We start from the raw sequence: 25,368 nt of genomic DNA on the forward strand, positions 1-25,368 counted from the left end.
CAGCCCGACCGCCATGCCCGCCCACTGCGAACCCTGCCCCGGGAACACAAAGGCCACCTGACCACCGGCCGCAGACCCCTGCACCACACCAGACGCCATACCGCCCTCAGCCAGAGCAGCAAGACCGGCCAGCAGCTCCTCGCGGTCCTTGCCCTGGACCACGGCGCGGTGGTCCAGGGCGGCGCGTGCGGTCGCCAGCGTCAGGCCCACGTCGACCGGGCGGGCCGTCGGGTCGGACTGCAGATGGGCCAGCAGCCGCTCGGCCTGCGCGCGCAGCGCGGCCTGGCTCTTGCCGGCGACCGGCCACGGCAGCACGTCCAGTGTTCTGGGCTCGGCCGACGGCTGCGGCGCTCCGGCCGTCTCCTCGTCGGAGTCGGACTCCTCGGGGAGGGGCGCCTGTTCGAGGATGGTGTGGGCGTTGGTGCCGCTGAAGCCGAAGGAGGACACGGCTGCTCGGCGCGGGTGGCCGGTCTCGGGCCACGGGGTGGTCTCGGTCAGCAGCGAGACGGCGCCCGCCGCCCAGTCGACGTGCGGGGTCGGCTCGTCGACGTGCAGGGTCTTGGGCAGTACGCCGTGCTCGATGGCCTTGACCATCTTGATGATGCCCGCGACACCGGCGGCGGCCTGCGTGTGCCCGATGTTGGACTTGATGGAGCCGAGCAGCAGCGGCTGGTCGGCCGAGCGGTCCTGGCCGTAGGTGGCGAGCAGCGCCTGGGCCTCGATGGGGTCGCCCAGCGTCGTACCGGTGCCGTGGGCCTCGACCGCGTCCACGTCGGCCGTGGTGAGGCGGGCGTTGGCGAGAGCCTGGTGGATGACGCGCTGCTGGGACGGGCCGTTGGGGGCGGTCAGGCCGTTGCTCGCGCCGTCCTGGTTGATGGCGCTGCCGCGCACGACGGCCAGCACGGGGTGGCCGTTCTTCTGCGCGTCGGAGAGCCGCTCGACGAGGAGCATGCCGACGCCCTCACCCCAGCCGGTGCCGTCGGCGGCGGCCGCGAAGGGCTTGCAGCGGCCGTCGGCGGCGAGTCCGCGCTGGCGGCTGAACTCGGTGAACGTGGACGGGGTGGCCATCACGGTCACACCGCCCGCCAGCGCCAGCGAGCACTCGCCCGAGCGCAGCGCCTGTACCGCCATGTGCAGGGTGACCAGCGACGACGAGCACGCCGTGTCGACGGTGACCGCCGGGCCCTCCAGACCGAAGGTGTACGAGACGCGGCCGGAGGCGATGGAGCCGGAGCTGCCGGTGCCCAGGAAGCCCTCGACGCCCTCGGGCACGGCGCCGAGACGCGAGGTGTAGTCGTGGTACATCACGCCGGCGAACACGCCGGTGCGGCTGCCGCGCAGGGCGGTCGGGTCGATGCCCGCGCGCTCGAACGCCTCCCACGACGTCTCCAGCAGCAGCCGCTGCTGCGGGTCCATGGCCATCGCCTCGCGCGGCGAGATCCCGAACACCGCCGGGTCGAAACCACCGGCGTCGTAGAGGAATCCGCCCTCGCTGACGTAGCTGGAGCCGGCCTGCTCGGGGTCGGCGTCGTAGAGCGTCTCGACGTCCCAGCCGCGGTCGGTCGGGAAGCCGGAGATCGCGTCCTCGCCGCCCGCGACGAGCCGCCACAGGTCCTCGGGGGTCCGTACGCCTCCGGGGTAGCGGCAGCTCATCGCGACGATGGCGATGGGTTCCTGGTTCTTCTCCTCGACCTCGCGGAGCCTGCGGCGCACCTGACGCAGGTCGGCGGTCGCCCGCTTGAGGTAGTCGCGGAGCTTGTCCTCGTTGTTCACGGCTGTGCCCTTGCTCACGGCTGCGTCTTTGTTTCCGGAGTTTCCGGAGTTTCCGGAGCTCGCGGAGTTCCCGGAGTTCCCGGATGCGTTGCCGGTCGATCGTCCGGCTGCGTCTTTGTTCACCATTGCCGTCGGCTCCTTGCGGAAAGGGAGGTAGTGCTCATCGATTCAGGACGCTCCCGTTCAGGAGGAGCCGAGTTCGTCGTCGAGCAGATCGAAGAGCTCGTCGTCGGTTGCGGATTCGAGGTCGTCAGCGGGGTCGTCATCGGTCGTCGTCGCGTCCTGGGCGTCGTTCCACTTGGCCATCAGGGCCTGCAGGCGCATCGTGATCCGCGAGCGGGTGACGCTGTCGTCGCCCGCCGTGGCCAGGGCGGCCTCCAGCCGGTCGAGTTCGCCGAACACGGTCGGGCCGCCGTCGCCCTGCGGCAGTGCCGCGCGCAGGTGGTCGGCGAGGGCCGCGGGGGTCGGGTAGTCGAAGATCAGCGTGGCGGGCAGCCGGAGGCCGGTGGCGGCGCCGAGCCGGTTGCGGAGCTCCACGGCGGTGAGCGAGTCGAAGCCCAGTTCCTTGAAGGCCGCGCCGGGTTCGATCGCGCCCGCGCCGCTGTGGCCCAGCACGGTGGCCACCTGGGTGCAGACCAGGTTGAGCAGGAAGCGGTCCCGTTCGGCCGCGGACATGCCCGCGAGCCGGTCGAGGACGCTCACCGCCTGCTCCGCCGCGCCACCGGCGGCGGCGCGCCGCACGGGGGTGCGGATCAGTCCGCGGAGCAGGGGCGCCACGCCGGACGTGGACTGGGCGCGCAGCGCGGCGATGTCCAGTGCCGCGGGGACGAGCAGGGCGTGCTCGGCGAGGCAGGCCGCGTCGAACAGGGCCAGGCCCTCCGCGTTCCCGAGCGCTCCCATGCTGCCGCGGTTCATCCGCTGCCGGTCGGCCTCGGCGAGGGTGGCGGCCATGCCGCCCTCGTCCTCCCACAGGCCCCAGGCCAGGGAGACGGCCGGGCGGTGCTGGGCGCGGCGGTGCTGGGCGAGCGTGTCCAGGAAGGCGTTGGCGGCCGCGTAGTTGCCCTGGCCCGGGTTGCCGAACACACCGGCCGCCGAGGAGAACAGCACGAAGTCCGACAGGTCCAGGTCCTGGGTGAGCTCGTGCAGGTTCCACGCCGCGTCCACCTTCGGGCGCAGCACCTTGGCCAGCCGTTCCGGGGTGAGCGATTCGACGATGCCGTCGTCCAGCACACCGGCGGCGTGGATCACCGCGGTGAGCGGGTGCGCGGCCGGGACGGCGGCGAGTACGGCGGCGAGGGCGTCGCGGTCGGCCGCGTCGCACGCCGCCCAGGTGACCTGGGCGCCGGACTCGGCCAGCTCCGCGGCGAGTTCGGCGGCTCCCGGCGCCTCGGCGCCCCGGCGGCTGGTCAGCAGCAGGTGGCGTACGCCGCGCTCGGCGACGAGGTGCCGGGCCAGGAGCGCGCCCAGGGTGCCGGTGGCGCCGGTGATCAGTACGGTGCCCGCCGCGTCGAAGTCCGGCACGGTCTCCTCGGCGAGCGAGGCGACCCGGGCCAGGCGCGGGGCGTGCCAGCCGTCGGCGCGCAGCGCGAGCTGCGGCTCGTCCGTCGCCAGCAGGGCGGGCAGCTCCTTGAGCAGGGCGTCCGCGCCGTCGCTGCCGCCGTCGCCATCGGCGTCGGCCTGCACGTCGACGAGGACGAACCGGCCCGGGTGTTCGGCCTGTGCCGAGCGGACCAGGCCCCAGGCGGCGGAGTGCGCCAGGTCCCCGACCGTCTCGGCCTCGGTGCCGTCGTCCGCCAGGCCGTCGCGTACGGCCACGGCGCCGCGGGTCAGCAGGACGAGCCGGGAGTCGGCGAACCGCTCGTCGGCGATCCACTCCTGTACGAGGGCCAGCACCCGGCCGGTGACGGCGTGCGCCGCGGCCGCGGTGTCGCCCGCGGTGGCCAGGTCGGGCGGGCAGGGCAGCAGCACGACGTCCGGTGCCGTGCCGTCCGTGTCCACCGCCGCCCCGAGGGCCGCGAGGGACTCGTACGTCCCGGTGCCCACGCCCGCCGCCTCCAGCGCGGCGGCCACCGCGGGCTCACCGGCGCCGAGGATCGCGTAGGCACGTGCCGCCTGCCCGGCCGACGGCGCGGCCGGGGCGGACAGCGGGGCCCAGTCGATGCGGAACAGCGCGTCGTGGTGGGCGGTGTTCACGGACGTGAACTGGTCGGCGTCGAGCGGCCGCAGCGCGAGCGAGTCGACGGAGACGACCGGTGTGCCCGCCTCGTCGGCGATCGCCAGCGCGACCGCGCCCGTCCCGGCCGGGGACACCCGGACCCGGAGCGCCGCGGCGCCGACGGCGTGCAGCCGGACCCCGTCCCACGCGAACGGCAGCCGGGCGCGCTCGGTGTCCTCTCCCCCGTCTCCCGCGTCTTCCGTTGCGAAGAAGGCGCCGAGGCCCACCGCGTGCAGCGCCGAGTCCAGCAGCGCCGGGTGCAGCCCGTACGCACGGGCCTCGTCCCGCTGTGCCTCGCCCAGGGCGACCTCGGCGAACACCTCGTCGCCGCGCCGCCAGGCGGCACGCAGGCCCTGGAACACGGGGCCGTAGCCGAGGCCGAGGGCGGCGAAGGCCGCGTAGAAGCCGTCGGTGTCGACCGCTTCGGCACCGGCCGGGGGCCACTCCTCCGGTACGGCCGCCGGGGCGGCGGCGGTGCCGGTGCCGGTCGCCGCGAGCGCACCGGCCGCGTGCCGGGTCCACGGCTCGTCGGCGGCGTCCTCGGGGCGCGAGTAGATGTGCAGCGTGCGCCGCCCGGACGCCTCGTCGGGGGCGCCGACGGTGACCCGCAGCTGGACGCCGCCGCGCTCCGGGAGCACCAGCGGTGACTCCAGCGTCAGTTCCTCCAGCAGGTCGCAGCCGACCTCGTCGCCCGCGCGCACGGCCAGTTCCACGAGCGCCGTGCCGGGGAGCAGCACTGTGTCCATGACGGTGTGGTCCGCCAGCCAGGGGTGGCTGCGCAGCGAGAGCCGTCCGGTGAAGAGGAGGCCGTCGGAGTCGGGCAGGTCCACGGCCGCGCCCAGCAGGGGGTGGCCGGCCGAGCCCAGTCCGGCCGAGGCGACGTCGCCCGCGGCACCGGCCGGGGCCTCCAGCCAGTAGCGCTTGCGCTGGAAGGGGTAGGTGGGCAGGTCGTCGATCCGGCGGGCGCCGGTGTGCGCGTAGAACGCCGCCCAGTCCACCGGCACGCCCCGGACCTGTGCCCGGGCCACGGCGGCGGCGAGCGCCTCCGGTTCGGGGCGTCCGGTGCGCAGGGCGGTGGCGAACGTCGCCGCGTCGGGGTCGGTGGCGCAGTCCTGTGCCATGGCGGTGAGTACTCCGTCGGGGCCGAGCTCGATGAAGGTGGTGACGCCTTCGGCCTCCAGGGCGCGTACGGCGTCGAGGAAGCGGACGGCTTCGCGGACGTGGCGGACCCAGAAGCCGGGGTCGGTGATCTCCTCGGCGGAGACCGGGGTGCCGGTGAGGCTGGAGACGACGGGGATGCGCGGGGCCTCGTAGGTGAGGCTCTCCGCCACGGCCCGGAAGCCGTCCAGCATGCCGTCCATACGCGGCGAGTGGAACGCGTGCGAGACCGTCAGGCGCTTGGTCTTGCGGCCCTGCTGCTCGAACGTCGCGGCGATCTCGACGGCCGCGTCCTCGTCACCGGCGATCACCACGGACTGCGGGCCGTTGAGGGCGGCGATGCTCACGCCGTCGGTGAGCAGCGGCAGGACCTCGTCCTCCGACGCCTGGACGGCGATCATCGCGCCGCCGGAGGGGAGTTCCTCCATCAGGCGGCCACGGGCGGCGACCAGCTTCGCCGCGTCCGCCAGGGACAGCACCCCGGCGACGTGCGCGGCGGCCAGCTCGCCGATCGAGTGGCCGGAGAGGACGTCGGGGGTGAGCCCCCAGCCCTCGACCAGCCGGTAGAGCGCGACCTCCAGGGCGAACAGGGCCGGCTGGGTCCAGCCGGTCCGGTTCAGCAGGTCGGCGTCGTCGCCGAAGACCACGGTCTTCAGGGGCTGTTCCAGGTGCCTGTCCAGCGCGTCGCAGACCGCGTCGAACGCCTCCGCGAACGCCGGGTAGGCGGCGTACAGCTCACGGCCCATGCCGAGCCGCTGGCTGCCCTGGCCGGTGAACAGGAACGCGGTCTTGCCGTCGGCTACGGAACCGGCGGCCAGGCCCGCGGCCGACTCGTCGCGTGCCAGCGCCTCCAGGCCGGCTACCAGGGCGTCCTGGTCCGCGCCCACGACAACGGCGCGGTGGTCGTGGGCGGCACGGGTGGTCGCCAGGGAGTAGCCGAGGTCGGCGGGGGCGAGATCCGTACGGTCGGCGAGGTGACGGCGGAGCCGGTCGGCCTGGGCACGCAGTGCGTCGGCCGTCTTCCCCGACAGCGGCAGCGCCACGACGGGCGGCACCGCGGCGGCGGGCGCCACGGGCTGCTGATCGGCGACCGGGGCCTGCTCGATGATCGTGTGGGCGTTGGTGCCGCTGAAACCGAAGGAGGACACAGCAGCCCGGCGCGGACGCCCGGTCTCCGGCCACTCCACCGCATCGGCCAGCAGCGAGACCTCACCCGCCGACCAGTCGATGTGCGGCGACGGCTCGTCCACATGCAGCGTCTTCGGCAGCACGCCATGGCGCATCGCCATGACCATCTTGATGATGCCGCCGACACCGGCCGCGGCCTGCGTGTGGCCGACGTTCGACTTGAAGGAGCCCAGGTACAGCGGCTGTCCCTCCGGTCGCTCCTGGCCGTAGGTCGCGAGCAGGGCCTGCGCCTCGATCGGGTCACCGAGGCTGGTGCCGGTGCCGTGCGCCTCGACCGCGTCGATCTCGGCGGTCGTCAGACCGGCGTTGGCGAGCGCCTGCCGGATGACACGCTGCTGGGACGGACCGTTCGGAGCCGTCAGACCGTTGCTCGCACCGTCCTGGTTGATCGCGCTGCCACGCACGACGGCGAGGACCGGGTGACCGTTGCGCCGGGCATCGGAGAGCCGCTCGACGAGCAGCATGCCCGCACCCTCGGACCAACCCGTACCGTCCGCCTCGGCGGAGAACGCCTTGCACCGGCCATCGGCCGCCAAACCACGCTGACGACTGAACTCCACGAACGGCGCCGGGGTGGCCATCACGGTCACACCACCGGCGAGCGCGAGTTCGCACTCGCCGTTGCGCAGCGCCTGAACAGCCAGGTGCAGCGCGACCAGCGAGGAGGAGCACGCGGTGTCGACGGTGACCGCCGGGCCTTCCAGCCCGAAGGTGTAGGCCAGCCGACCCGAGATCACACTCGCCGCGTTACCGGTGCCGACGAATCCCTCGACACCTTCCGGCAGGGCCGGGAGCGAGGAGGCGTAGTCGTGGTACATGACACCGGCGAACACGCCGGTACGGCTGCCGCGCAGAACACCCGGGTCGATACCCGCGCGCTCGAACGCCTCCCACGACGTCTCCAGCAGCAGCCGCTGCTGCGGATCCATGGCGAGGGCCTCACGCGGCGAGATACCGAAGAACGCCGGGTCGAAGTAGCCCGCCTCGTCGACGAATCCGCCCTCGCGGGTGTACGAGGTGCCGGGGTGGTCGGGGTCCGGGTGGTAGAGGGCGTCGAGGTCCCAGCCACGGTCGGTCGGGAACTCCGAGATCGCGTCCCGGCCCTCGACGACGAGTCGCCACAGGTCCTCCGGGGTCTCCACACCACCGGGGTAACGGCAGCCCAGACCCACGATCGCGATCGGCTCGTCATCGACAGCAGCCACGACCACCGGACCGGCGATGTCCGCCACCGCGCCCACCAGCTCGGCACGCAGGAAGTCCGCCAGCACAACCGGAGTCGGGTAGTCGAACACCAGCGTCGCGGGCAGCCGCAGCTCCGTCACCGCACCCAGCAGATTCCGCAGCTCCACCGCCGTCAGCGAATCGAAGCCCAGCTCACGGAAGGAGTGGTGCGGCTCCACGGCAGAGGTGGAGTCGTGGCCGAGTACGGCGGCCACCTGGGTACGAACCAGCTCCAGCAGCACGAGCCGCTGTTCGGCCTCGTCCAGCCCGGCGAGCCGCTGGGCCAGGACACCGGATGCGGCGGCGCCCTCGGCGGCACGGCGACCCGGCAGCCGGACCAGGGAGCGCAGGAGCGGCGCGACCGTACCGGAGGAAGCGGCCCGGGCGCGCAGCGCGGGCACGTCGAGCCGGATCGGGACCAGTACGGCGTCGGCGGTGCCGCCGATGGCCGCGTCGAGGAGCTCCAGCCCCTCGGCAGCCGTCAGCCCGTCCACACCACCACGGCTCATCCGCGACACATCGGCCTCGGCCGCCATGCCGCTCTCGTCCGCCCACAGACCCCACGCGAGGGAAGAGGCCGGCAGACCCAGCGACTTACGGTGCTGGGCGAGAGCGTCCAGGAAGGCATTGGCAGAGGCGTAATTGCCCTGCCCCGCATTACCGAACACACCAGCAGCCGAAGAGAACAGGACAAAGGCGGAGAGGTCCAGCTCACGGGTGAGTTCGTGCAGGTTCCAGGCGGCGTCCACCTTGGGCCGGAAGACGTGTGCCAGCCGTTCGGCGGTGAGCGAGCCGATCGTGCCGTCGTCCAGCACACCGGCCGTGTGCACCACACCGGTCAGCGGGTGGTCGGCCGGGATCGCCGCAAGCACGTCGGCGAGAGCATCCCGGTCGGCCACATCACAGGCCACCCAGGTGACAGAAGCACCGGAATCGGCCAGCTCGGCCGCCAGTTCCTCGGCACCCGGAGCGTCCCCGCCACGACGACTCACCAGCAACAGATGCCGCACACCACGCTCGGCAACCAGATGCCGGGCCACCAGACCACCCAGCGTCCCACTCGCACCCGTCACCAACACCGTGCCACCAGCAGCAAACTCCCGCACGGAGTCGGCCACTTCGGGGAGCGTCCGCGTCAGGCGCGGGGCACGCGGCGTGCCGTCGCGCAGGGCGAGCTGCGGTTCGTCGGAGGCCAGAGCGGCCGGGAGAGCGCGCAGCGAGTCGTTCGTACCGTCGAGGTCGACGAGAACGAAACGCCCGGGGTTCTCGGACTGGGCGGAGCGTACGAGTCCCCAGACCGCGGCACCCGCGAGGTCCGTCACCGGCTCACCGGTGTCGGTGGCCACGGCTCCCTTGGTCAGCAGGACCAGGCGGGAGTCGGCGAAGTGCTCGTCCGCCAGCCACTCCTGCACCAGGGCGAGCGTCTCGGTGGCGGCCCGGTGTACGGCAGCCGGTCCACCGTCGGCGTCGGCGTCGGCCGTGCAAGCGAACAGCACGTCGCTCGGTGCCACAGCGCCTGCCTCGGCCAGCGTCGCCAATTCCGGGTGGACCGGAATCGCCGGGTCGGCGGCGGCCAGCCCGAAGACGTCGGTGCCGAGTACGGCCCAGCGGTCGCCCGTGGAACCGGTGGTGGACACCTCGGCCCAGTCGAGCCGGAAGAGCGAGTCCTGTCGTCCGCTACGCGCCGCGCCGTCGATCTGGTCGGCGGAGACGGGGCGCAGGACCAGCGAGTCCACCGACAGCACGGCATGGCCGGTACCGTCGGCGACCGCCAGCGACACCCCATCCGTACCGGTGGCAGCCAGCCGCACGCGCAGCACCGAAGCACCCACGGCGTGCAGCGAAACACCCGACCAGGCGAACGGCAGCCGAGCCCCGTCCTCACCACCGACCAGGCCACCAAGACCCGCCGCATGCAACGCCGAGTCCAGCAACGCCGGATGCAACCCAAACAGGCTCGCGTCGGCTCGCACCTCCTCCGGCAGCTCCAGCTCCGCGAAGACCTCGTCACCCAGCCGCCAGGCCGACCTCAACCCCTGGAACACGGGACCGTAGGCCAGACCGGTCTCCGCCAGCCCCTCGTACAGTCCCTCGGTCCCGACCTTCTCCGCACCGGCCGGCGGCCAGGCGCTCAGGTCGAAGGAGGCAACGGGCGCGCCCTCTGCCAGCAGGCCGGAGGCGTGCCGCAGCCACAACACGTCGGCGGTCGCGTCCTCGTGGCGGGAGTAGACCGCCAGCGAACGGCGGCCGGAGGCGTCCGGCGCGCCCACGGACAACTGGAGCTGCATGCCGCCGTGCTCGGGGAGCACGAGCGGCGCCTCCAGGGTCAGCTCCTCCAGCAGGTCGCAGCCGATGTGGTCACCGGCGCGGATCGCCAGCTCCACGAAGGCGGTGCCCGGCAGCAGCACCGAGCCCATGACCGCGTGATCGGCCAGCCACGGGTGGGTGTCCAGACCGATCCGGCCGGTCAGCACCAGCCCCTCGCCACCGGCGAGCGGCACCACGGCACCCACCAGCGGGTGATCGACCGAACCGAGCCCCAGACCGGCCGTACCGCCGAGGCCGACGGCCGAGACATCGGGCCAGTAGCGCTTGCGCTGGAAGGCGTACGTGGGCAGGGCGACGCGTGCCGCGCCGGTACCGGCGAAGAACGTCGCCCAGTCCACCTTCACCCCACGGACGTACGCCCGGGCCACAGCGGCCACCGACGACTCCGCCTCGGGCCGCCCGGCGCGCAGCACCGGAGCGAACGCCGCGTTGTCACCGGTGACGCAGTCCTGCGCCATGGCGGTCAGGACACCGTCGGGGCCGAGCTCGACGAAGGTGGTGACGTTCTGGGCTTCCAGGGCACGGATGCCGTCGAGAAAACGCACGGCCTCACGGACGTGACGGACCCAGAAGCCGGGGTCGGTGATCTCCTCGGCGGAGACCAGAGCACCCGTCAGGTTCGAGATGATCGGGATACGCGGGGACTCGTACGACAGCGTCTCGGCGACAGCACGGAAGTCGTCCAGCATCGCGTCCATGCGAGGCGAGTGGAACGCGTGAGAGACCGTCAGACGCTTGGTCTTACGACCCTGCGCCTCAAAACCGGCCGCGATCGCCACAGCCGCGTCCTCATCACCCGCAATCACCACCGACTGCGGGCCGTTGAGGGCGGCGATGCTCACGCCGTCGGTCAGCAGCGGCAGGACCTCGTCCTCCGAGGCCTGCACCGCGATCATCGCGCCACCGGCCGGAAGCTCCTGCATCAGACGACCACGAGCCGCCACCAACTTCGCCGCATCCGCCAGCGACAGCACACCCGCCACATGCGCAGCAGCGAGCTCACCGATCGAGTGGCCGGAGAGGAAATCGGCCTTGACGCCCCATGCCTCGACGAGGCGGAACAGCGCCACCTCGACCGCGAACAGCGCGGGCTGAGTCCAGCAGGTCTGGTCCAGCAGGTCGGTGTCGTCGCCGAAGACCACGGTCTTCAGGGGCTGTTCCAGGTGCTGGTCCAGCGCGTCGCAGACCGCGTCGAAAGCCTCCGCGAACGCCGGGTAGGCGGCGTACAACTCACGTCCCATGCCGAGCCGCTGGCTGCCCTGGCCCGTGAAGAGGAACGCAGTCTTGCCCCCGGCCACCGAGCCCGCGACCAGGCCGGCGGCCGCGTTGCGGCCTTCGGCGAGCGCGTCCAGGGCGGTCAGGAATCCGGCGTGGTCCTGGGCCACCAGTACGGCGCGGTGTTCGTGGGCGGCGCGGGTGGCGGCCAGGGAGTAGCCGAGGTCGGCGGGGACGAGGTCCGCGTGGTCCGCGAGGTGACGGCGGAGCCGGTCGGCCTGGGCGCGCAGTGCGTCGGCCGTCTTCGCCGAGAGGGTCCAGGGCAGAACGCCCGCGTCGGTCACCGGTGCGGTCTCGGACCCGGCCGTGACGGCCTCGTCCACCGGGGCCTGCTCGATGATCGTGTGGGCGTTGGTGCCGCTGAAGCCGAAGGAGGACACAGCAGCCCGGCGCGGACGACCCGTCTCCGGCCACTTCACCGCGTCGGCCAGCAGCGAGACCTCACCCGCCGACCAGTCGATGTGCGACGACGGCTCATCCACGTGCAGCGTCTTCGGCAGCACGCCATGACGCATCGCCATGACCATCTTGATGATGCCCGCGACACCGGCGGCGGCCTGCGTGTGACCCATGTTGGACTTGATGGAGCCGAGCCACAACGGCCGCTCCCCGTCCCGCTCCTGACCGTACGTGGCCAGCAGCGCCTGCGCCTCGATCGGGTCGCCCAGAGTGGTGCCGGTGCCGTGCGCCTCGACCGCGTCGACATCCGCGGTCGTCAGACCGGCGTTGGCGAGCGCCTGCCGGATGACACGCTGCTGCGACGGGCCGTTGGGAGCCGTCAGACCGTTGCTCGCGCCATCCTGGTTGATCGCGCTGCCACGGACGATCGCCAGCACCTCGTGGCCATTCTTCCGCGCATCGGAGAGCCGCTCGACGAGCAGCATGCCCGCACCCTCGGACCAGCCCGTACCGTCCGCCTCGGCGGAGAACGCCTTGCACCGGCCATCGGCCGCCAAACCACGCTGACGACTGAACTCCACAAACGCCGCGGGAGTGGCCATCACGGTCACACCACCCGCCAGGGCGAGTTCGCACTCGCCGTTGCGCAGCGCCTGGACGGCCAAGTGCAGGGCGACCAGCGACGACGAGCACGCCGTGTCGACAGTCACCGCCGGGCCCTCGAGCCCGAAGGTGTACGCCAGCCGACCCGAGATCACACTCGCCGCGTTACCGGTACCGAGGAAGCCTTCGACGCCCTCGGGCACTCGCTCCAGCAGGGAGGCGTAGTCGTGGTACATGACACCGGCGAACACACCGGTACGGCTGCCGCGCAGAACACCCGGGTCGATACCCGCGCGCTCGAACGCCTCCCACGACGTCTCCAGCAGCAGACGCTGCTGCGGATCCATCGCCAGCGCCTCACGCGGCGAGATACCGAAGAAGCCGGGGTCGAAGTGGCCCGCCTCGTCGACGAAGCCGCCTTCACGGGCATAGCTGGTGCCGTTGTGGTCCGGGTCGGCGTGGTAGAGGGCGTCGAGGTCCCAGCCGCGGTCGGTCGGGAACTCCGAGATCGCGTCCCGGCCCTCCATCACCAGCCGCCACAGGTCCTCCGGGGTCTCCACACCACCGGGGTAACGGCAACCCAGACCCACGATCGCGATCGGCTCGTCATCGACAGCAGCCACGACCACCGGACCGGCGACGTCCGCCACCGCGCCCACCAGCTCGGCACGCAGGAAGTCCGCCAGCACGACCGGAGTCGGGTAGTCGAACACCAGCGTCGCGGGCAGCCGCAGCTCCGTCGCCGCACCCAGCAGATTCCGCAGCTCCACCGCCGTCAACGAGTCGAAGCCCAGCTCACGGAAGGAGCGTTCGGCCTCGACCGCTTCCGTGCCCGCGTATCCGAGCACGGTGGCGACCTGTGTACGCACCAGCTCCAGCAGCACGAGCCGCTGTTCGGCCTCGTCCAGCCCGGCCAAGCGCCGTGCCACCGCGCCGGATGCAGCGGCACCCTCGGCGGCGCGACGTGCGGACACCCGGACGAGACCGGTCAGCAGGGTGGGCAGTGTTCCGTTGGCTGCCTGGGCGCGCAGCGCGGCCATGTCGAGCCGGATCGGGACGAGCAAGGGGTAGGTGCTGCGGCCGGCCGCGTCGAGGAGCTCCAGCCCCTCAGCAGCCGTCAACGCGTCCACACCGCCACGGCTCATCCGCGACACATCACCCTCGGCCAGCTCACCAGCCATACCGGCCTCATCCGCCCACAGACCCCACGCCAGGGAGGAAGCGGGCAGACCGGCAGCCTTACGGTGCTGAGCAAGCGCGTCCAGGAAGGCATTGGCAGAGGCGTAATTGCCCTGCCCCGCATTACCGAACACACCAGCAGCCGAAGAGAACAACACAAACGCAGACAGATCCAGATCCCGCGTCAGCTCGTGCAAGTTCCAGGCAGCGTCCACCTTCGGCCGGAAGACGCGCGCCAGCCGCTCCGACGTCAGCGAGCCGATCACGCCGTCGTCCAGCACACCGGCCGTGTGCACCACACCGGTCAGCGGATGCTCCACCGGAATCGCCGAAAGGACACCAGCGAGCGCATCACGGTCGGCCACATCGCACGCCGCCCACGCCACCTCAGCACCCAGGGCGCCCAGTTCAGCCGACAGCCCCTCCGCACCCGGAGCAGCGCCACCACGACGACTCACCAGCAGCAGATGCCGCACACCACGCTCGACAACCAGATGCCGGGCCACCAGACCACCCAGCGTCCCACTCGCACCCGTCACCAACACCGTGCCACCAGCAGCAAACTCCCGCACGGAGTCAGCCACTTCGGGGAGCACCCGCGTCAGGCGCGGCGCACGCACCACGCCCGTGCGGAGGGCAAGCTGCGACTCACCGGAAGTCAGCGCGGTGGGCAGGGCACGGACGGAGTCGTCACTGTCGTCGAGGTCGACGAGGACGAAGCGGCCAGGGTTCTCCGACTCGGCGGAGCGCACCAGGCCCCGGACAGCCGCGCCCGGCAGGTCCGTCACCGGCTCGTCGGAGCCGACAGCCACCGCGCCCGAGGTGAGCACCACCAGGCGGGAGTCGGCGAAGTACTCGTCCGCCAGCCACTCCTGCACCAGGGCCAGCATCTCGGCCGTCGCGGTGTGCGCGGCGGCAGCGGTCTCTTCGCCGACAACCTCGGGCGGCGCCACGAAGACGAACTCCACAGCCGCGCCGGCCTCCACGGCCGCCGTCAGCTCCGCCAGGTCCGCGTAGGCCGCGACCTGGTCGCCCACAACACGGCGCGCCAAGTCGGCGGAGCCCAGGACCGCCCAACGGCTCTGCGGCACGGGGGCGGAGGAGACGGTCGCGGGAAGCGTCACCCAGTCGAGGCGGAAGAGGGAGTCCTGCCGTGTGCCGCGCGCGGCGCCGCTGATCTGCTCGGCGGACACGGGCCGCAGCACCAGCGAGTCCACCGACAGCACGGCACGACCCGCACCATCGGCAACAGCCAGCGACACGCCCTCGGCGCCCGTGGCAGCCAGCCGCACCCGCAGCACCGAAGCACCCACAGCGTGCAGCGAAACACCCGACCAGGCGAACGGCAGCCGGGCCCCGTCCTCACCACCGACCAGGCCACCAAGACCCACCGCATGCAACGCCGAGTCCAGCAACGCCGGATGCAGCCCGAACAGACCCGCGTCCGCCGCCGCCTCCTCGGGAAGCTCCAGCTCCGCGAAGACCTCGTCACCCAGCCGCCAGGCCGACCTCAGCCCCTGGAACACGGGACCGTAGACGAGCCCGGCCTCGGCCAGCCCCTCGTACAGCCCCTCCACCGGCAGCGCGACAGCGCCCGCCGGGGGCCAAGCGGACAGGTCGTACGACGGCGTCGCGGCACCCGGGGCCAGCACGCCCGAAGCATGCCGCAGCCACAGCGCGTCCGCCTCGCCCTGCTCGACACGGGAGTAGACCGCCAGCGAACGGCGGCCGTCGGCGTCCGGCGCCCCCACGGACAGCTGGAGCTGCACCCCACCGTCCTCCGGAAGCACCAGCGGCGTTTGCAGGGTCAATTCCTCCAGCAGGTCACAACCGACCTGATCACCGGCACGAATCGCCAGCTCCACGAACGCCGTACCCGGCAACAACACCGAACCCGCCACCACGTGATCAGCCAGCCACGGGTGCGTGTCCAGGCCGATCCGGCCGGTCAGCAGCAGCTCTTCACCACCGGCCAGCGGGACCGCGGCACCCACCAGCGGGTGCTCGATCGCCGCCAGGCCGAGGCCCGCCGTGCCGGCGGCGCGGGACGCCGGGAGAACAGGCCAGTAGCGCTCGCGCTGGAAGGCATAGGTGGGGAGGTCGACGCGTACGGCGCCGGTACCGGCGAAGAACGCCGCCCAGTCCACCTTCACCCCGCGAACGTGCGCCCGGGCGACGGCAGCGGTGAGGGCTTCGGCCTCGCCACGGTCCTTGCGCAGCACGGCGACGAACGCGGCACCCTCGCCCTGGGCACACTCCTGCCCCATGGCGGTGAGTACCCCGTCGGGGCCGAGCTCGACGAAGGTGGTGACGCCGTGCTCCTCAAGGGCACGGATGCCGTCGAGGAAACGCACGGCCTCACGGACGTGACGGACCCAGAAGTCAGCCGAAGCAATCTCCTCCGCGGAGGCCACCGCACCCGTCAGACCGGAAACGATCGGGATGCGCGGGGCCTCGTACGACAGCCCCTCGGCCACCGCACGGAACTCCTCCAACATGCCGTCCATACGCGGCGAGTGGAACGCGTGAGAGACCGTCAGACGCTTGGTCTTACGACCCTGCGTCTCGAACGTCGCGGCAATCGCAACAGCCGCGTCCTCGTCACCGGCAATCACCACCGACTGCGGACCGTTGAGGGCGGCAATACTGACGCCCTCCGTCAGCAGCGGAAGAACCTCGTCCTCCGACGCCTGCACCGCGATCATCGCGCCACCGGCCGGAAGCTCCTGCATCAGACGACCACGAGCCGCCACCAACTTCGCCGCATCCGCCAGCGACAGCACACCCGCCACATGCGCAGCAGCAAGCTCACCGATCGAGTGACCCGACAGGAAGTCGGCCTTCACACCCCACGCCTCGACGAGACGGAACAACGCCACCTCGACCGCGAACAGCGCAGGCTGCGTGAAACCCGTCTGATCCAGCAGTTCGGCATCCTCGCCGAACACCACGTCCTTCAGCGGACGCTCCAGATGCCCGTCCAGCGCATCGCACACCGCGTCGAACGCCTCCGCGAACGCCGGGAAGGCGTCATACAGCTCACGCCCCATCCCGAGCCGCTGGCTCCCCTGGCCCGTGAACAGGAAGGCCGTCTTGCCACCGGCCACCGAACCCGTCACCAGACCCGTGGCCGCGTTGCGGCCCTCGGCGAGTGCCTCAAGACCGGAGATGAACCCGGCGTGGTCGCCGGCGAAGACGACAGCGCGGTGGTCGAAGGCGGTCCGGCCGACGGCGAGGGAGTGCCCGAGGTCGTGGGGGCTCAGCTCGGTGTGGGCGGTGACGTGGGCGAGGAGGCGCTCGGCCTGGGCGCGCAGGGCGTTCGCGCTGCGGCCGGAGAGGATCCAGGGCACCACCCCGGCACCGTGGGCCGCCGTCGGGGCGACGGCGGCAGCGGCGGCTTCGGCGGGTGCGGCCGGAGCCTGCTCGATGATGGTGTGGGCATTGGTGCCGCTGATGCCGAAGGAGGAGACGCCCGCGCGGCGCGGACGGCCCGTCTCCGGCCACTCCACCGGCTCGGTCAGCAGCGAGACCTCGCCCGCCGACCAGTCGACGTGCGGGGACGCCTGGTCCGCGTGCAGGGTCTGCGGCAGCACGCCGTGCTGCATCGCCAGCACCATCTTGATGATGCCCGCGACACCCGCCGCGGCCTGCGTGTGGCCCAGGTTCGACTTGATGGAGCCGAGCCACAACGGCCGCTCCCCGTCCCGCTCCTGACCGTACGTGGCCAGCAGCGCCTGCGCCTCGATCGGGTCGCCCAGCGTCGTACCCGTACCGTGCGCCTCGACGACGTCGACATCCGCGGCCGACAGACCGGCACTGGCCAGGGCCTGGCGGATGACGCGCTGCTGCGCGGGTCCGTTCGGAGCCGTCAGGCCGTTGCTCGCACCGTCCTGGTTGACCGCCGAGCCGCGCACGACCGCCAGCACCGGGTGACCGTTCTTCCGCGCGTCCGACAGCCGCTCGACGAGCAGCATGCCCACGCCCTCGGACCAGCCGGTCCCGTCCGCGTCGGCGGAGAAGGCGCGGCAGCGGCCGTCGGCGGACAGGCCGCCCTGGCGGCTGAAGCCGACGAAGGTGCCGGGGGTGGCCATCACGGTGACGCCGCCCGCCAGGGCGAGTTCGCACTCGCCGGCGCGCAGCGCCTGGATCGCCCAGTGCAGCGCGACCAGCGACGACGAGCATGCCGTGTCGATGGTGACCGCCGGGCCCTCCAGGCCGAAGGTGTAGGCCACCCGGCCGGAGGCGATGGAGCCGGTGCTGCCGGAGCCGAGGGCGCCTTCGCCGCCGCCGTCCGGGGCCTGCTCCACCAGCGTGGCGTAGTCGTGGTACATGACACCGGCGAAGACGCCGGTGCGGCTGCCGCGCAGCGTCACCGGGTCGATGCCCGCGCGCTCGAACGCCTCCCAGCTCGTCTCCAGCAGCAGGCGCTGCTGCGGGTCGGTGGCCAGGGCCTCGCGCGGCGAGATGCCGAAGAACGTGGGGTCGAAGTCGGCGGCGTCGTGCAGGAAGCCGCCCTCGCGGGTGTAGCTGGTGCCCGGGTGTTCCGGGTCGGGGTGGTAGAGGGAGTCCAGGTCCCAGCCGCGGTCGGCCGGGAACTCGGTGATGGCGTCCCGGCCCGCGGCGAGGAGCTGCCACAGCTCCTCGGGGGTGCGGACCCCACCGGGGTAGCGGCAGCTCATGGCGACGATGGCGATCGGCTCGTCGTCGACCGCAGCGGTGCGTGCCACGACGCCCGCCGACTCGGCGGAGCCGGTCAGCTCGTCGCGCAGGTGGCGGGCGAGCACCTCGGAGGTCGGGTAGTCGAAGACCAGGGTGGCGGGCAGCCGCAGGCCGGTGACGGCGTTCACGCGGTTGCGCAGCTCGACCGCCGTCAGCGAGTCGAAGCCCAGGTCGCGGAAGGCGCGCTCGGGGTCCACCGCCGCGCCGGAGCCGTGGCCCAGCACGGCGGCGACCTGGGTGCGGACCAGCTCCAGCAGGACGTCGAGGCGTTCGGCCTCGCCCAGCCCGGCCAGCCGCTGCGCCAGCGCGCCCGAGGGGGCGGAGCCCTGGGCCGTGCGGCGGGCCTGCACCCGCACCAGGCCGCGCAGCAGCGGGGCGACGGCGCCCGAGGCGGCGGTGGCCTGGGCGCGTACGGTCGCGAGGTCCAGCCGCAGGGGCACCAGCAGTGCTTCGCCGGAGCGGGCGGAGGCGTCGAAGAGCTCCCGGCCCTCGTCGGCGGAGAGGGCGGCGACACCTGACCGGTTCATCCGGGAGACGTCGGCCTCGTCCAGCTCCCCCGCCATGCCGCCCGCTTCGGCGGCCCACAGGCCCCACGCGAGCGAGCTCGCGGGCAGGCCCGCCGCCCGGCGGTGCGCGGCCAGCGCGTCCAGGAAGGCGTTGGCGGCCGCGTAGTTGGCCTGGCCCGCGCCGCCGAAGACACCGGCGGCCGAGGAGAACAGGACGAACGAGGAAAGGTCCAGGTCCCGGGTCAGCTCGTGCAGGTGCCAGGCCGCGTCCACCTTGGGGCGCAGCACCTTCGCCAGCCGCTCGCCTGTGAGCGAGCCGATCACGCCGTCGTCCAGCACACCGGCCGTGTGCACCACACCGGTCAGCGGGTGTGCCGCCGGGACGGCCGCGATCACTGCCGCCAGCGCGTCGCGGTCGGCCGCGTCGCAGGCCGCCCACGTCACCTCGGCGCCTGCCTCGGCGAGTTCGGCCGCGAGGTCCTCCGCGCCCGGGGCGTCCCCGCCGCGACGGCTGACCAGCAGCAGGTGCCGTACGCCGTGCTCGGTGACCAGGTGACGGGCGAACAGGCCGCCGAGGGTGCCGCTCGCGCCGGTGACCAGCACCGTGCCGTCGGCGGTGAACTCCCGTACGGAGTCGGCTGCTTCGCGGAGCACCCGCGCCAGGCGCGGCGCGCGCAGTGTGCCCTCGCGGACCGCGAGCTGCGGTTCGCCGGAGGCGAGCGCGGCGGGGAGGGCTCGGGCGGAGTCGTCACTGTCGTCGAGGTCAACGAGGACGAAGCGGCCGGGGTTCTCCGACTCGGCGGAGCGCACCAGGCCCCAGACGGCGGAGTTCGTCAGGTCGGACGGGGCCCCGCCCGGGCCCACGGCCACCGCGCCGGAGGTCAGTACCACCAGCCGGGAGTCCGCTAGGCGATCGTCGGCCAGGTACGCCTGGACGAGGGCGAGCGCCCGGCGCGTGGCGGCATGCACCGCCACGGGGTCGGCCTCGGTGCCGGGCGCGAACGCGACGAGCACCTCGTCCGGTGCGGGCGTGCCCGCGTCGAGTGCCTCGGTCAGCGCGGCCAGGTCGGCGTGGACGTCGAGCCGGTCGCCGACGGCCGCCGCCAGGTCGAACACATCGGGGCCCAGCAGCGCCCAGTTGCCGCCCGCGGGGGCGGTGGCGGACACCTCGGCCCAGTCGAGGCGGAAGAGGGAGTCCTGTCGTGTGCCGCGTGCGGCGCCGCTGATCTGCTCGGCGGACACGGGCCGCAGCACCAGCGAGTCCACCGACAGCACGGCACGGCCGGTGCCGTCGGCGACCGCCAGCGACACCCCGTCCGTACCGGTGGCGGCGAGCCGGACGCGCAGCGCGGAGGCGCCCACGGCGTGCAGGGACACACCGGACCAGGCGAAGGGCAGCCGGGCCCCGTCCGCGTCGTCGGTCAGGCCGCCGAGGCCCACCGCGTGCAACGCCGAGTCCAGCAACGCCGGGTGCAGCCCGAACAGGCCCGCGTCCGCCGCCGCTTCCTCGGGAAGCTCCAGCTCCGCGAAGACCTCGTCACCCAGCCGCCAGGCCGACCTCAGCCCGCGGAAGACGGGACCGTAGACGAGTCCGGCCTCGGCCAGCCCCTCGTACAGCCCCTCCACCGGCAGCGGGTCCGCCCCCGCCGGGGGCCACGCGGACAGGTCGTACGACGGCGCGACGACGGCCGTGGCCAGTACGCCCGAAGCATGCCGCAGCCACGGCACGTCGGCAGCGGCGGCCTCGTCGCGGGAGTAGACCGCCAGGGTGCGGCGGCCGTCGGCGTCCGGCGCGCCCACGGACAGCTGGAGCTGTACCCCACCGTCCTCCGGAAGCACCAGCGGCGCCTCCAGCGTCAACTCCTCCAGCAGATCACAACCGACCTGATCACCGGCACGGATCGCCAGCTCCACGAACGCCGTACCCGGCAACAGCACCGAACCCGCCACCACGTGATCAGCCAGCCACGGGTGCGTGTCCAGGCCGAGCCGTCCGGTGTAGAGGAAGCCGTCGGTGTCGGCGAGAGAGACGGCCGCGCCGAGCAGCGGGTGGTCGGCGGCGCCGAGGCCGGCCGAGGCCATGTCACCGGTGAGGTAGCCGGTGTCGAGCCAGTAGGTCTCGCGCTGGAAGGCGTACAGCGGAAGATCCACGCGAGCGGCCGCGGTTCCGGCGAAGACCGCGTGCCAGTCCGGGGAGACGCCGTGGACGTGGGCGTCGGCCAGGGCGGAGGCCAGGCTGCGCAGTTCCGGGCGCCCGGCGCGCAGAGCGGACACAAGGGTGGCGTCCTCGCGGGACAGGCAGTCCTGTGCCATGGCGGTGAGCACGCCGTCGGGGCCCAGCTCGATGAAGGTGGTGACGTTCCGGTCCTCCAGGGCGCGGACGCCGTCGAGGAAACGGACGGCCTCGCGGACGTGCCGGACCCAGAATTCCGGGTCGGTGATCTCCTCGGTGGAGACCGGGGCGCCGGTGAGGCCGGAGACGACCGGGATCTGCGGGGCCGCGTAGGTCAGGCTCGCGGCGACGCGCCGGAAGTCGGCGAGCATGCCGTCCATGTGCGGCGAGTGGAAGGCGTGCGAGACGGTGAGGCGCTTGGTCTTGCGACCCTGCTGCTCGAAGGCAGCGGCAATCTCGGTTGCCGCGTCCTCGTCACCCGCGATCACCACGGACTGCGGGCCGTTGAGAGCGGCGATGCTCACGCGCTCGCTGAGCAGCGGGAGAACCTCGTCCTCCGACGCCTGCACCGCGATCATCGCGCCACCGCTCGGCAGCGCCTGCATCAGGCGGCCACGAGCCGCCACCAGCTTGGCGGCGTCCTCCAGGGACAACACACCCGCCACATGCGCGGCGGCCAGCTCGCCGATCGAGTGACCGGCCAGGAAGTCCGCCTTGATGCCCCACGCGTCGACGAGACGGAACAGCGCGACCTCGATCGCGAACAGCGCGGGCTGAGTCCAACCAGTCTGGTCCAGCAGCCCGGCGTCGTCGCCGAACAGCACGTCCTTCAGCGGACGGTCCAGGTGCGGGTCGAGGGCGGCGCAGACCGCGTCCAGGGCCTCCGCGAACACCGGGAAGGCGGCGTACAGTTCACGCCCCATGCCCAGCCGCTGGCTGCCCTGGCCCGTGAACAGGAACGCGCGCTTGCCGGTGGTGACCTTCCCCTGGACGAGTCCGGTGGCGGGCTCGTCGTGGGTCAGTGCCTCCAGGGCGCGGACGAGGCCGTCGCGGTCGTCCGCGACGACCGCGGCGCGGTGGTCGAAGGCGGCGCGGCCGGTGGCGAGGGAGTAGCCGAGGTCGGCGAGGGGCTGCTCGGGGTGGGCGGCCAGGTGTGCCAGCAGGTTGGCGGCCTGGTCGCGGAGTGCCGCCTGGCTCTTCGCCGACAGGGTCCACAGCGGCAGCGCGGCGGCCGGCTTCTCCGGTGCTTCGACGGGCTCCGGTTCGGGGGCCTGCTCCAGCACCGTGTGGGCGTTGGTGCCGCTGATGCCGAAGGAGGACACGGCCGCTCGGCGCGGGTGGCCGGTCTCGGGCCACGGGCGGGTCTCGGTCAGCAGCTCGACGGAGCCCGCCGTCCAGTCGACGTTGGGGGTGGGCTCGTCGACGTGCAGGGTCTTGGGCAGTACGCCGTGGCGCATCGCCATGACCATCTTGATGATGCCCGCGACGCCCGCGGCGGCCTGGGTGTGGCCCAGGTTGGACTTGACCGAGCCGAGCCACAGCGGCTGTTCGGCCGAGCGGTTGCGGCCGTAGGTGGCGAGCAGCGCCTGGGCCTCGATCGGGTCACCCAGCGTCGTGCCCGTGCCGTGTGCCTCGACGGCGTCGATCTGCTCGGCGGAGAGACGGGCACTGGCCAGGGCCTGGCGGATGACACGCTGCTGCGACGGGCCGTTCGGCGCCGTCAGGCCGCTGCTGGCGCCGTCCTGGTTGACCGCCGAGCCGCGGACCAGGGCCAGCACCGGGTGGCCGTTCCTGCGGGCGTCGGAGAGCCGCTCCAGGAGCAGCATGCCGACGCCCTCGCCCCAGCCGGTGCCGTCGGCGGCCGCCGCGAACGACTTGCAGCGGCCGTCGACGGCCAGGCCGCGCTGGCGGCTGAACTCGGTGAACGTGCCGGGGGTGGACATGACGGTGACGCCGCCCGCCAGGGCGAGCGTGCACTCGCCGGTGCGCAGGGCCTGCGCGGCGAGGTGCAGGGCGACCAGCGACGACGAGCAGGCCGTGTCGATGGTGACGGCCGGGCCTTCGAGGCCGAAGGTGTACGAGAGGCGGCCGGAGGCGATGGAGCCGGTGCTGCCGTTGCCGAGGAAGCCCTCGACGTCCTCGGGCGCCGAGTACAGCCGGGAGGCGTAGTCGTGGTACATGAGGCCGGCGAAGACGCCGGTCTTGCTGCCGCGCAGCGTCGCCGGGTCGATCCCGGCGCGCTCGAACGTCTCCCAGGTGGTCTCCAGCAGCAGGCGCTGCTGGGGGTCCATCGCGAGGGCCTCACGCGGCGAGATGCCGAAGAAACCGGGGTCGAAGTCGGCGGCGTCGTGCAGGAAGCCGCCCTCGCGGACGTACTCCTCGTGCCCGCTCTCCGGGTCGGGTTCGAAGAGCACGTCCTCGCCCCAGCCGCGGTCCGTGGGGTACGGCGTGACGGCGTCGCCGCCGCGGGCCACCAGTTCCCACAGCTCCTCGGGGGTGCGGACCCCGCCCGGGTAGCGGCAGCTCATCGCCACGATGGCGATGGGCTCCTGCTCCCGCTCCTCCACCTCGCGCAGTCGCCGACGCGCTTCGCGCAGATCGGTCGTCGCCCGCTTGAGGTAGTCGAGGTACTTCTCCTCGTTCGCCACAGCCATTTACGCCATCCCCACGTACTCAGTAGTTCCGAAAGCTCACGTGGAGCTGGTCAGTCGAGCCCGAGCTCGTCGTCGAGCAGGTCGAAGAGCTCGTCCGCGGTAGCGGACTGGATTTCGCGGTCCTCTGCGGCACTGTCCGTTGCACTTTGCGTTTCATTCCACTTCGACAGGAGATCGCGCAGGCGGGCGGCGATTCCGGGGCGTTCGACGTCGTCCGGGCCGATCGCGGAGAGGATGGCCTCGAGCTTGTCGAGTTCTGCGTGTACGGGCGGGAGCGCGGAGTCCGCGCCGTCCACCCCGAGTTCCTCGCGCAGGTATCCGGCGAGTGCGGTGGGCGTCGGGTAGTCGAAGATCAGCGTGACCGGCAGCCGCAGCCCGGCGGCCGCGCCCAGTCGGTTGCGCAGATCCACGGCGGTGAGCGAGTCGAAGCCCAGGTCGAGGAAGCCCCGGCCGGCGTCGACGTCGTCCGGTCCCGCGTACCCGAGGACGGCCGCCACGTGCGTGCGGACCAGGTCCAGGAGTTCGCGGTCGCGCTCGGCCTCCGACAGCCCGGCCAGCCGCTCGGTGAGCGAGCCGGTGGCGGCGGGGGCGCCCGCGGCGGTGCCGGGTGTCTCCGCGGCCCGCCGTGCGGGGGTACGGACCAGGCCGCGCAGCAGCGTGGGCAGCATGCCGGCGGCGGCCTGGGCGCGCAGCGCCCCGGTGGCGAGCCGGATCGGGACGAGCACCGGCTCGTCCAGCGTGCCGGACAGGTCGAACAGGGCCAGGCCCTCGTCCTGTGCCAGCGGCTCGTAGCCGCCGCGGCGCATCCGGGTCACGTCGGCCTCGTCCAGGCTGCCCGCCATGCCGCCCGCCGCGGCCCACAGGCCCCAGGCCAGCGAGGTGGCGGGCAGGCCGCGGGCGGCGCGGTGCCGGGCCAGGGCGTCCAGGAAGGTGTTGGCCGCGGCGTAGTTGCCCTGGCCCGCGCTGCCGAACACACCGGCGGCGGAGGAGAAGAGCACGAACGCGGACAGCTCCAGGCCCTCGGTGAGCTCGTGCAGGTTCCACGCGGCGTCCACCTTGGGGCGCAGCACCGCGTCGAGCCGCTCGCCGGTGAGCGAGCCGATCACGCCGTCGTCCAGCGCGCCCGCGGTGTGCACGACCGCGGTCAGCGGGTGCGCGGCCGGGATCGTGCCGAGGAGACCTTCCAGGGCCCGGCGGTCGGCGGCGTCGCAGGCCGCCCAGGTGACCTCGGCGCCCAGCGCCGCCAGTTCGGCGGCGAGTTCCGTCGCGCCGGGTGCCTGCTCGCCGCGCCTACTGGCCAGCAGCAGGTGCCGTGCGCCGCGTTCGGCCACCAGGTGGCGGGCGAACAGGGCGCCCAGGGTGCCGCTCGCGCCGGTCAGCAGGACCGTGCCGTCCGGGTCGAACTCCGGCGCGGAGCCGGTGTCGTGGGCCGGGACGCGGGCCAGCCGGAAGGCGTGGGCGGCACCGGAGCGCAGGGCGAGCTGCGGCTCGTCGGTGGCCAGCGCCGCGGGCAGGGCCCGCCGGGAGGCGTCGGCGGTGTCGGTGTCGACCAGGACGAGGCGCCCGGGGTGCTCCGACTGGGCCGCGCGGACCAGGCCCCATACGGCGGCGTGGGCCGGGTCGGCGAGCTCCTCGCCGTCGAGGGCGGCGACGGCGCCGCTGGTGACGAACACCAGGCGCGCGTCGTCGAACCGGGGGTCGGCCACCCAGCCCTGCACCAGCTCCAGGGCGGCGCGGGCGGCGGCCCGCGCGGTGTCGGGCACCTGCGGTCCGGTACCGGCCGCGGGCAGCGGGACGAGCACGACGTCCGGGGCGGTGCCGTCGGCGGCCAGCGCGGCCAGTTCGGCGTAGCCGTCCAGGGCCGCGCCCGCGATCGCGAACGGCTCGTCGCCCAGCGTCACCCAGCGCCGGCCGGGCGGGACCTCGCCGGTCCGCTCTGCGAGCAGCGGCAGCGCCGTCCACTCGGGCCGGAAC

At 73.1% G+C, this 25,368-nt stretch carries 3 protein-coding genes; all 3 read right to left on the reverse strand.

Annotation, left to right across the window (positions count from 1 at the left end):
* On the reverse strand, positions 1–1,773 hold a 1,773-nt coding region (locus K6I34_RS07045; protein ID WP_229323282.1), incomplete at its 3' end, for a type I polyketide synthase.
* Positions 1,774–1,956: 183 nt separating this feature from the next.
* On the reverse strand, positions 1,957–23,394 hold the full coding sequence (locus tag K6I34_RS07050) for a type I polyketide synthase (protein ID WP_229323280.1): 21,438 nt from the start codon (positions 23,392–23,394) through the stop codon (positions 1,957–1,959).
* 50 nt (positions 23,395–23,444) lie between these two features.
* Positions 23,445–25,368: beta-ketoacyl reductase (locus K6I34_RS07055; protein ID WP_308293972.1), on the reverse strand; the 1,924-nt coding region annotated here is incomplete at its 5' end.

It is taken from the genome of Streptomyces sp. UNOC14_S4, assembly GCF_020740835.1.
Lineage (GTDB): Bacteria > Actinomycetota > Actinomycetes > Streptomycetales > Streptomycetaceae > Streptomyces.

Bases quoted from the DNA above. Each gene is read 5' to 3' on its own strand.
- K6I34_RS07050 (WP_229323280.1), bottom strand. From the start codon at position 23,394: ATGGCTGTGGCGAACGAGGAGAAGTACCTCGACTACCTCAAGCGGGCG.